7 protein-coding genes and 1 pseudogene are annotated in these 10,238 nt (G+C 69.8%); 1 reads left to right on the top strand and 7 read right to left on the bottom strand.

Annotation, left to right across the window (positions count from 1 at the left end; translation table 11 throughout):
- Window positions 1-38: 38 nt before the first annotated feature.
- The 6 genes from OG247_RS32630 to OG247_RS32605 all read right to left on the bottom strand — a co-directional run bounded on the left by OG247_RS32630 (window position 39) and on the right by OG247_RS32605 (window position 7,566).
- On the bottom strand, window positions 39-1,826 hold the full coding sequence (locus OG247_RS32630) for an ABC transporter ATP-binding protein (protein WP_327255552.1): 1,788 nt from the start codon (window positions 1,824-1,826) through the stop codon (window positions 39-41).
- 2 nt (window positions 1,827-1,828) lie between these two features.
- On the bottom strand, window positions 1,829-2,896 hold the full coding sequence (locus tag OG247_RS32625) for an iron-siderophore ABC transporter substrate-binding protein (protein ID WP_327255551.1): 1,068 nt from the start codon (window positions 2,894-2,896) through the stop codon (window positions 1,829-1,831).
- A 106-nt stretch (window positions 2,897-3,002) separates the two neighbouring features.
- Window positions 3,003-3,878, bottom strand: coding sequence for an ABC transporter ATP-binding protein (locus OG247_RS32620; protein WP_327255550.1), 876 nt, complete (start codon window positions 3,876-3,878; stop codon window positions 3,003-3,005).
- A gap of 40 nt (window positions 3,879-3,918) precedes the next feature.
- Window positions 3,919-5,016: a FecCD family ABC transporter permease gene (locus tag OG247_RS32615; RefSeq protein WP_327255549.1), complete on the bottom strand. Its 1,098-nt coding sequence runs from the start codon at window positions 5,014-5,016 to the stop codon at window positions 3,919-3,921.
- Entirely contained in the window at window positions 5,013-6,101 is a 1,089-nt protein-coding gene (locus tag OG247_RS32610; RefSeq protein WP_442813474.1) for a FecCD family ABC transporter permease, read from the bottom strand. The genes OG247_RS32615 and OG247_RS32610 overlap by 4 nt, the downstream gene beginning before the upstream one ends.
- 97 nt (window positions 6,102-6,198) lie before the next feature.
- The gene (locus tag OG247_RS32605; protein ID WP_327255548.1) at window positions 6,199-7,566 is read right to left on the bottom strand and encodes a lysine N(6)-hydroxylase/L-ornithine N(5)-oxygenase family protein; all 1,368 of its coding nucleotides are present in this window, start codon (window positions 7,564-7,566) and stop codon (window positions 6,199-6,201) included.
- Between the two features lie 263 nt (window positions 7,567-7,829).
- Between OG247_RS32605 and OG247_RS32600 the strand changes: the two genes are divergently transcribed.
- Entirely contained in the window at window positions 7,830-8,777 is a 948-nt protein-coding gene (locus OG247_RS32600) for a methionyl-tRNA formyltransferase (protein WP_327255547.1), read from the top strand.
- Window positions 8,778-9,041: 264 nt separating this feature from the next.
- Here the strand turns inward: OG247_RS32600 and OG247_RS32595 are convergent.
- A pseudogene (locus OG247_RS32595) lies at window positions 9,042-10,160 on the bottom strand (MFS transporter).
- Between the last annotated feature and the right edge of the window lie 78 nt (window positions 10,161-10,238).

Below are 10,238 nucleotides of genomic sequence, written 5' to 3'. Positions count from 1 at the left end.
CAAGGTACTAAGGTCAGCCTAACCTAAATTAGGATGACCTAACTAGCGTCTCTCCAGGCCCGCCAGAGTCGCGCGTAGCGGCCGCCCAGGGCCACCAACTCCTCGTGCGTGCCCTGCTCCACGACGCGTCCCGCATCCAGCACGGCGATCCGGTCGGCAGCCACCGCCTGGGTCAGCCGGTGTGCCACGAACAGCGTGGTCCGCCCGGAGCAGGCGGCCAGTACGGCCCGTTCCAGCTCGGCGGCGCCCTCGCTGCCCGCCTCCGCGGTCGACTCGTCGAGCACGACCACGGGTGCCCGGCCCAACACCAGCCGGGCCAGGGCGACCTGGGCCACCTTGGTGCCGTCCAGGCGCGCACCGCCCTCGCCGACCGCGGTGTCCAGACCCTCGGGCAGCGCATCGACCCACTCGGCCGCCCCTACGGTGCCCAGCGCGGCCAGCAGTTCGGCGTCGGTCGCCTCCGGCGCGGCCAGTCGCAGGTCGTCGGCGAGCGGCCCGGAGAACACGTGCGTCTCCTGGGTCAGGATGCTCACCAGCGCCCTCGCCGCGGCCTCGTCCAGGTCGGCGAGGTCGGTCGACCCGATCCGCACCGAACCGGCCTCCGGGGTCCCGATGCCGGCGATGAGCGCGGCCAGGGTCGTTTTGCCGGCTCCGGTCGCGCCCACCAGGGCCAGCGAGCCGCCCGCCGGGATCGTCAGGCTGACGTCGCTCAGGACCGGCTCATCGGCTCCGGGGTAACGGAACGTCAGCCCCTTCACCGTCACCGGGTACGGCTCCTCGTCCGCCGGCGCGGCGGCCCGGTCACCCACCAACCGGTCCTGCGTGGGCTCCGCCAGCACCCCGACGAGCCGGGTCAGGCTCGCGCCCGACTTCTGGGCCTCGTCGAAGGTGAACATGATCGCGCCCAGCGGGGTGAACAGGCGGTGGAACACCAGCGGCGCCGCCGCCACTTCACCGAGGCTGGCGGATCCGGTCTCCAGCAGGGCGTAGCCCACCACGAGGATCAGGACCAGGCCGATGAACTCCGCGCGGTTCTCCCTGCCGACGAACCGGCCGAAGAAGTGGAACACCTCGATGCCGAGGTCCCGCACCCGCCGCGAATCCTGGGAGACCTTCTCGCGGAAGGCCTCCTCCAGGCGGTGCGCCCGCACCGTCTCGATGCCGTTGAGACCGCTGATCAGGGCCTGCGCGCGCTCGGCCTGGGCCACCGCGCGCTTGCGGTAGAGCGGGGCGGAGCGGGGCAGGTACCAGCGCAGCGCCAGCGCGTAGGCGGGCAGCGCACAGGCGCCGGCCAGGCCGAGCCGCCAGTCGAGGCCGAACATGCCGATCGTGGCGATGGCCACCAGGACCCCCGCGGAGAACACCGTGGGGATGGCCGAGCGGATGCCCTTGGACAGCACGGCGACGTCGTCGCCGACCCGGGAGAGCACGTCTCCGCGACCCACCTGCTCGACCCGGGCGCTGGGCATGCCCAGTACGGCCCGTACGGCGCCTTCGCGCAGGTGCGCGAGCAGGTCGGCGCCGAGCCGCCCGATCAGGTAGGCGGACAGGGCGGTGGCCGCCGCGCCGAGCAGCGCGGCGGCCACCATCCACGCCCCGATCGTGATCAGGACCGAACGCGGTTCGCCCCCCGTCACTCCGTCGACCACCCGGCCGAGCAGCAGGACGGGGAGCATCTGGAGAGCCGCCCCGGCGACCGTGCTGAGTACGGCGCCGGACGTCAGCCAGGGCATCGTGCGGCAGTTGGCCGCCACCCATCGGGCCGCTTCACGCCCGGTCGTCGTACGCAGGGTTGCCGGGGCGACCCGAGTTTCCGTGGTGCTCACACCTAGCCGACCGACTTGACGAGCTCGTCGATCGCGAACGGCAGGGCGGGCAGGGTGGCCTGGGACATGGCCGCGCCGGCCGCCGGGCCCTCGCTGTCCAGCAGGTAGGACACCTTGTTGGCCTTGGTGACCTTCAGGTTGGCGAAGAGGTCGAACTTCTTCAGCGCGTCCGTGTCGGCCTTGTCGTTGACGACGAAGACGCGGTCGACGTCGATGAGGTCCATGCGCTCAGGAGAGAGCGCGAAGGAGAACTTGCCGTCCGAGATCTTGTCGAGCTCGGTCTGGCCCTTGAAGCCCATGCCGGTCAGGAGCTGCCCGCGCACGTCGGTGGTGGTGAAGGGGTTGACCGCGTCCTTGTACCAGGACACCGCGACGGCCGTCTGGGTGGCGAACTCGGGGTGGGCCTTCTTGACCGTGGCGAGCTTGTCCTGGATGCCCTGGACCATCGCCTTGCCCTCGGTCTCCTTGCCGACCGCCTTGGCGATCTGGAGGGCGTTGTCCTGCCACTTGGCGCTGAAGGGCTCCTTCTCGGCCTTGGTGCGGCCGACGGTCGGGGCGATCTTCGACAGCTTGTCGTAGGCGGCCTGGTCGACCTCGGAGTAGACCGCGATGATCAGGTCGGGGCGCAGGGCCGCGATCTTCTCGAAGTTGGGGCCGGCGTCACCGTTGTTCATGATGACCTCGGGCTTGGTCTCGCCCCACTTGTCCTTCACCCAGGGCCACTGGGTGTTGATGTCGGGGCTCTGACCGGCCGGGTTCGGGTACTGGTCGACCATGCCGACCGGCTTGATGCCGAACGCGAGGACGTTCTGGTCGTCGGTGTAGCCGACGGTGACGACCCGCTGGGGGGCCTTCTTGACCTCGGTGGAGCCGAAGAAGTGCTCGACGGTGACCGGGAACGCACCGGTAGCGGCCGGGGCCTTGGCGGCGTCGTCCTTCTTGTCCTTGCCGGTGGTGGACGCCGAGTCCGAACCGCACCCAGCGAGGAGGCCTACACCGAGGGCCGCGGCGGACACGGTTGCCGCCAGCTGCCGCCAGGGCTTGTTACGTGTCGTTCGGTCGAGGAGCATGCGGGATCCCTTGCTTTCGTGCTGTCCACTACGGCCCCACTTAGGGCAGGCAAACCGTACCCCGGGGAAGTGAGGTAAGCCTAGCCTAAGTTAGGAGGCTCTCGTTTCAGCTGTCCGCACTCTGGATTCCCACACTCCGACCGCCCTCACTCAGAACATGGGTCCGCCCGATCGGCACGACGAGCGGCCGGTCGCCCACCGGATCGTCAATCACCATGGCACGCAGGCCGAATGCCTCGTACAGCAGCTCGGCGGTCAGCACCTCGCGCGGATGACCCTGCGCCAGGACCGAACCGGCCTTCATCACGATCAGGTTGTCGCTGTAGCGCGCGGCCAGGTTGAGGTCGTGCAGCACCATGACCACGGTGCATCCCGACTCGTGCAGGTCGTCGACCAGGTCGAGCACGTCGATGGCGTGCGCCAGGTCCAGATAGGTCGTGGGCTCGTCGAGCAGCAGCAGATCGGTGCCCTGAGCGAGGGTCATCGATATCCATACGCGTTGACGCTGGCCACCGGAGAGCGCGTCGACGGGACGGTCGGCCAGGTCGGCCACCCCCGTCATGGCCAGCGCGCGTTCCACGACGGAGGCGTCGTCCGAGGACCACTGGCGCAGCCAGCTCTGGTGTGGATGCCGTCCCCGGGCGACCAGGTCGGCCACGGTCAGGCCTTCCGGCGCGACCGGCGCCTGGGGCAGCAGGCCGAGCTTCTTGGCCACGTCCCTGGTCCGCAGCCGGGCGATGTCCTCGCCGTCGAGTACGACGGATCCGCTGGTCGGCTTGAGCAGCCGCGACAGCGTCCGCAACAGGGTGGACTTGCCGCACCCGTTGGGGCCGATGATCGTGGTCACCACCCCCGACGGGATCGACACGTCGAGCGCGTCGATGACGGTCCGCTCGCCGTACCCGACCGTGACGCCCCTGGCCGCCAGCCGCGGAACGCCATCGGCCCCGGACTCGACCTCGGTGATGAACTGAGCGACCACGGCTCCCCCTCTATTTAGGCTTGCCTAACCTTTCTATCACCTAGCGGCGGTTCGCCCGCACCAGGAGATAGATGAGGAAGGGGCCGCCGATCGCGGCGGTGACCACGCCGACCGGCAGGGTGACCGGCAGCGCCGTACGGGCGACCAGGTCCGAGCCGATCAGCAGCACCGCCCCCACCACGGCGGACGCCACCAACGGCGGTGTCGGGGACTTCGTCAGACGCATCGCCACCTGCGGCGCCACCATGGCCACGAACGGGACGGGCCCCGCCGCGCTCACCGCGAAGCCGGCCAGGAGCACGGCGCACAGCAGCAGGACGGCCCGTACCAGCGCGTACCGGACGCCGAGGCCGGCGGCCACGTCGTCACCGAAGTGCAGCGGCTTGAACTGGAAGGCCACGCACGCCACGACCACCGCGAGGACGAGCGTGCCCCAGAGGGCCACGCCCACCTCGTCCCACGACCGGTTGTCCAGGGAGCCGACCAGCCACGCCTGGGCCCGCGCCACGTCCCTGATGTCGGCGGTGACCAGCAGCCAGGTCGTGATCGCCTCCATCACGGCGCTCACGGAGAGGCCGATGAGGATGAGCCGGAAGCCGTCGACCCCGCGCCGCCACGCCATGAAGTAGACCAGCAGCCCCGTGCAGAGGCCTCCCGCGAGCGCCGCCCCGGACAGTCCCACGGAGCTGACGACCGCGGCCGTGGCCCCGCCCGACACCGTCACCAGGCACACCGCGACCGCGCTGGCGCCTCCGGTGATCCCGAGGATGTCCGGACTGGCCAGCGGATTGCGGGCGATGGACTGGGTGATCGCCCCGGACATCCCCAGCGCGATGCCCACGACGAGCCCGGCCAGGGCCCGCGGCATGCGCAGGTCCATGATCACGAACTGGTCGACCTGCTCGCCCCCGCCGAACAGGGTGGCGACCACCTGCGGCAGGCCGAGGGGGAAGTCCCCCACGGCGATGGACAGGCAGAACGCCAGGAAGGCCGCCGCCGCCAGCAGCAGCGTGACCAGGACGATCCGGGGCCGCCAGACGAACGACATGCCGCCGAGCCGCACACCGGGCGCCACCGAGGGCTTCCCGGCGGGCTTGCCGGCGGGCTCCTTGCCGGACTTCACCACTGTCACGTTCATGCGCTCTTGAACTTTCCCCGCCACACCAGGAGCGCGAAGAAGGGGGCGCCGAGGAGAGCGACGAGGATGCCCGCGTCCAGCTCTCCCGGCCGCACCACGACGCGTCCCACGATGTCGCAGACCAGAAGGACGACCGCGCCGAGCAGACCCGCGTACGGCACCAGCCAGCGGTAGTCGGGCCCGGCCAGATAGCGGGCCACGTGAGCGACCATCAGCCCGAGGAAGGCGATGGGCCCGCACGCCGCCGTGGCCGCGCCCGCCAGCAGCGTGATGGCGACGATGCCGACGATCCGGATCAGCGTGATGTTCACGCCCAGTCCCCGCGCCACGTCGTCGCCCAGGTTGAGCAGGTTGACGGACGGCAGGGTGACCAGAGCCAGCACCAGCCCGACCACGATGAAGGCGGTCACCGGCCAGATGACGTCGAAGCCGACACCGGCCACCGACCCGGCGTTCCAGAACCGCAGGGCGTTCAGCGCCGCCTTGTCCGACAGCGCGACCGCCGTCGTCATCGCCATCAGGAACACCGTGACCCCCTGCCCGGCCAGAGCCAGCGTCAGCGGATTGCCGGCGCCCCGGCCGATGCTCGACAGCCCGAACACCACGACACCGGCGAGCGCGGCCCCGAGGAAGGCGAACCAGACGTACTGGAACGGGTCGGTGAATCCGAGCAGGGCGATCGCCGACACCACGGCGAACGAGGCGCCGGTGTTCACCCCGAGCAGGCCGGTGTCCGCGATGGGGTTGCGCGTGTACCCCTGGATCAGCGCCCCGCCGACGCCCAGGGCGATGCCCGCCACGACCGCGAGGACCGTACGGGGCACCCGTACGGTCCTCATGATGAGCCTGGCCTCGGAGAGCTTCTGGTCGGGGTCCGGACCCGCGAAGAGCCCGTGCCACGCCTCGGCGGGGCTCAGCGCCCGCGCGCCGACGGCGAGGGACACCACCGCCGCGAGCACGAGGACCGCGAGGATGACGCCCAGACCCACGATCCGCCGCCGCCGGGCCTGCGCGACGACCCGGGAAGGCGCCGGGCGTTCGACCGTCGGCGGGCCGCCGGCAGGGCGGCGAGTACCAGTGGGCACGGACGTTCCTTATGTATGGGACAACTGGTTGCACACTACTGCCGTGCCTCGGGCGCGAGAACGCCCGGGAGGCACGGCAGTGGCTGAACGGGGCCGGTCAGACGGCTGGCTGGCGGGCTCCGCCGCCCGCTCCGCCGGCGACCGGGCGGGCCTGGTCGGGAACGGACTTGAGGTTCCGGTCGAGGATCGAGTCGAGTATCTCCCCGACCCGTACCGCGGTGTTGGACAGCAGGGAGGAGGTGATGCCGTGCGTGTGCTCGGTTCCGCCCTGGAGGTAGATGCCGCAGCTCAGTTCGAGGTCGGTCGCCACCCGGTAGTCGCGCTCGACGCGGACCCGGCCCTGCTCGTCGCGGTGGCAGCGGTCCGCGACCTCGCCGAGCAGCCCCAGGCCGTCGGCCTGCTGGTAGCCGGTGGCGCACACCACGACGTCGGCGTCGAGCACGCTCTCCTCGCCGGTGACGAGGGACTTGATGCTGGCGCGGACCCCGTCGGCCGACTCCTCCACGCCCGTCAGGCGCGAGACGTTCAGGAAGCGGAGCCGCTCGGTGCCGAGCACCTTCTCCTGGTACGACTGCCGGTACAGGTCGTCGATGAGGTCGATGTCGACCACGGAGTAGTTGGTGTTGCCGTGGTAGCCCATCAGCCGCTGCTTCACGTCCTCCGGGGCGGTGAAGTACTCGTCGACCGCCTGGGGGTCGAAGATGCGGTTGGCGAAGCTGCTGTCGTCCGCCGGGCTGTAGCCGTAGCGGGAGAAGACGGCGCAGACCTCGGCCTGCGGGAACCGGCGGTGCAGGTAGGCCACGTTCTCGGCGGCGCTCTGGCCGGCGCCGACCACGATGAAGCGGGTGGGCTCGGTGCCCTCCAGGCCGTCGATCTTCTTCAGCAGGTCGGTGTTGTGCCAGACGTGGTCGGTCCGCTCGACGCCCTCCGGCATGACCGGGCGCAGCCCGGTGGAGATGACGAGGTTGCGGGCACGGTGGACGACGACCTCGTCGCCGGAGCGCGCCGTCACGTCGAGGTACTCCACGACGCCGTCCCGCACCACGGGCTCGACGGAGACGACCTGGTGGCCGTACGAGACCATGTCGTCGACCTTGGCGGCGGCCCACTCGAGGTAGTCGTGGAACTCGACCCGGAGGGGGAACAGGTTCTTGTGGTTGACGAAGTCGATCAGCCGGCCCTTCTCCTGCAGGTAGCAGAGGAAGCTGTATTCGCTGGTCGGGTTCCGGAGCGTCACCAGGTCCTTCATGAAGGACACTTGCATCGTCGCGTCGTCGATGAGCATGCCGCGGTGCCAACCGAAGCGGGGCTGCTGCTCGAAGAAGTGAGCGGTGACCGCCTCTTGCCTTCCGACGCGCACGTTGTGCTCACTGAGCGCGATCGCCATGGCGACGTTCGACGGCCCGAAGCCGATACCGATCAGGTCGTGGATCAGTGGTGCGTCGCCAGGAAGAGCCTGTGACATGTCACTCCCATTGGTGCGGGACAGCCGCCTGCCAGGCGTCGTGTCAGGGGTGGGGAAAAGGGGGGCGTCCAGGCGCACCGGTGACCGGCAGCCGAGTGGAACTTAGGTAAAGCTAACCTGATCTGGACAGCCTGTCGACCGGACAAACTCGACAAATCCCTAACACTCGGGTCAATCAAGCCTAGAATCGGGGCTGTTGCGCCGTTAGGTAAGCCTTGCTTTACTTACCTTTGCTCATTTAGCTCTTCTGAGGAGGAACCCCGATGCGGGTCGTCATGTTCGGTTATCAGACCTGGGGCCATCGCACCCTGAAGGCGCTCCTGGACTCCGAGCACGACGTCGTCATGGTCGTGACCCACCCCAAGAGCGAGCACGCCTACGAGAAGATCTGGAGCGACTCGGTCGCCGACCTCGCCGAGGAGAACGGCGTCCCGGTCGTCATCCGCAACCGCCCCGACGACGAGGAACTCTTCCAGCAGCTCAAGGAAGCCGACGCGGACATCCTCGTCGCGAACAACTGGCGCACCTGGATCCCCCCGCGCATCTACACGCTCCCCCGGCACGGCACGCTCAACATCCACGACTCCCTCCTCCCGAAGTACGCGGGCTTCTCCCCCCTCATCTGGGCCCTCATCAACGGCGAGCCCGAAGTCGGCGTCACGGCGCACATGATGGACGAGGTGCTCGACGCCGGCGACATCGTCATGCAGCGCTCGATCCCCGTCGGCCCCACGGACACGACCACGGACCTGTTCCACAAGACGGTCGACCTGATCGCCCCGGTCACGATCGGCGCGCTCGACCTGATCGCCTCGGGCCGGACCGAGTTCACGAAGCAGGACCGCACCCAGGCCACCTTCTTCCACAAGCGGGCCGAGGAAGACATCCGGATCGACTGGACCTGGCCCGCCGAAACCCTGGAACGCCTGATCCGCGCCCAGTCGGCCCCCTACCCGGCCGCCTTCACCTTCCACAAGGGCAAGCGCCTGGAGATCCTCACGGCCGTCGTCTCCGAGGGCCGCTACGGCGGCACCCCGGGCCGCATCTTCTACCGCGAGGGCGAAGGCGTCGTCATCGTCGCCGGCGCGGACGCCCACACGGGCCGCAACCACGGCCTGTCCATCACGAGCGTCCGCACGGAAGACGGCACGGAACTCCCGGCCTCGACCTACTTCAAGTCCATGGGCGGCTACCTCACACCCCGCCCGTAACCCGGGCCCCCAAAAACCCCGGCCCGCCCAGGACGGTCCCCGGGCGGGCCGGCCGTCACGGCCGCGCGGACCCCTGGTCCGCGCGGCGGCGACGCACCGCCCGCAACACCCACGGGCGCGAAGCTCAGTTGTCCTTCGCCACCCGCTCCAGGATCGCCACGCACTCCACGTGGTGCGTCATCAGAAACAGATTTGAGGAAAATAGGTCGAAGATAACTGCAGTTCAGAGCCCTGCAGCGTAACCTCGCGGCGTAAGCGAGGGGCCTACGAGTGCTGTGTGCGCGAGCCTGACCCTGCTTTCCTGCTCGAACCCGACGCCAACAGGGCCAGACACGCGGCCACTACGGAAAGCTCGGCGAGTGCCGCGAATAGGTGGGGGTGCCCGCCGAGTGGGCCCGCGAGGGCGGCGCCGGCCCAGGGGGCCAGGGCTCCTGGGATGCGGGCCGGAGCGCCGAGGAGGCCGGAGAGGCGGCCGTAGTGAGTGGTGCCGTGGTGCCCCAGCGGTCGGTGACTGCCGTGGCCTGGAGCAGGGTCAGGTGCCGCGTACGACACCCGCCAAAACCGCGAGCGCGATGAGCAGCAGTATCGGGCCGGGGGCCAGAGCGAGGGCTATCGTTGTTGCGCCACCCAGGGTGAGCAGGGTGACCGTGCGGGTGGTGGTCGAGGCGCGGGTGGACAAGCTGGAGTAGAGGGTTCGGCCGAGGGTTTGGCCTGCGCCGCCCAGCCCGAGGGCCCAGGCCGCGGTGGTCGCGTCGGCGCCGCGTTAGGTCAGGAGTGGAATGAGGCCCATGACGACGGCGTACATGGCAAAGCCGCAGGAGGTGAAGGCGACAGCCAGGAGGAGGAAGGGGCGGCTGCGGGCGACCGGCGTGCAGTCGACCGAGGGCGGAGCGGGCGGGGCCGACGGCCAGGGGGCGCGCAGGGCATGGGCATGGGCATGGATGGTGACGGCGGCGAGGACCGCGCGAGCACAGCGTAGGTGGTTCGCCAGGTGAGGTATTCGGTCAGGGTTGCGGTCAGCGGGGCGAAGACCGCGGAGGCGAGGCCTCCGGCGAGGGTGACGATGGTCAGAGCGCGGATGCGGTCGGGGCCCCACCAGCGGGTGAGGGCGGCGAAGGCCCACGGGTGGAAAGTGGCGGCCATGGCCACGCCCGCGAGGATCCAACCGCAGGTGAAGACGAGCAGGTTCGGGGCGACTGCGATCAGCAGGCTGGCCAGGGTGCCGATCACGGATCCGGTGGCCATCACGGTGCGCGGGCCACGGCAGTCGAGGATCCGGCCGATGGGGATGCCCACGGTGGCCGAGACGATAAGTGCGAGGGAGAACGCGGCGGTGGCAGCGTTGGTGGACTAGCCGGTGTCGGCTGTGAGGCGTGGGAGCAGGTCGGGGAAGGCCTAGTACACGAACCGAGAGTGAACCCCACCGCGCCGGGTGGCTGATCTGGCGACGATGACATCGGC

It is taken from the genome of Streptomyces sp. NBC_01244 (assembly GCF_035987325.1).
GTDB lineage: Bacteria > Actinomycetota > Actinomycetes > Streptomycetales > Streptomycetaceae > Streptomyces.
This window is presented reverse-complemented; position numbering and strand designations above follow the sequence as displayed.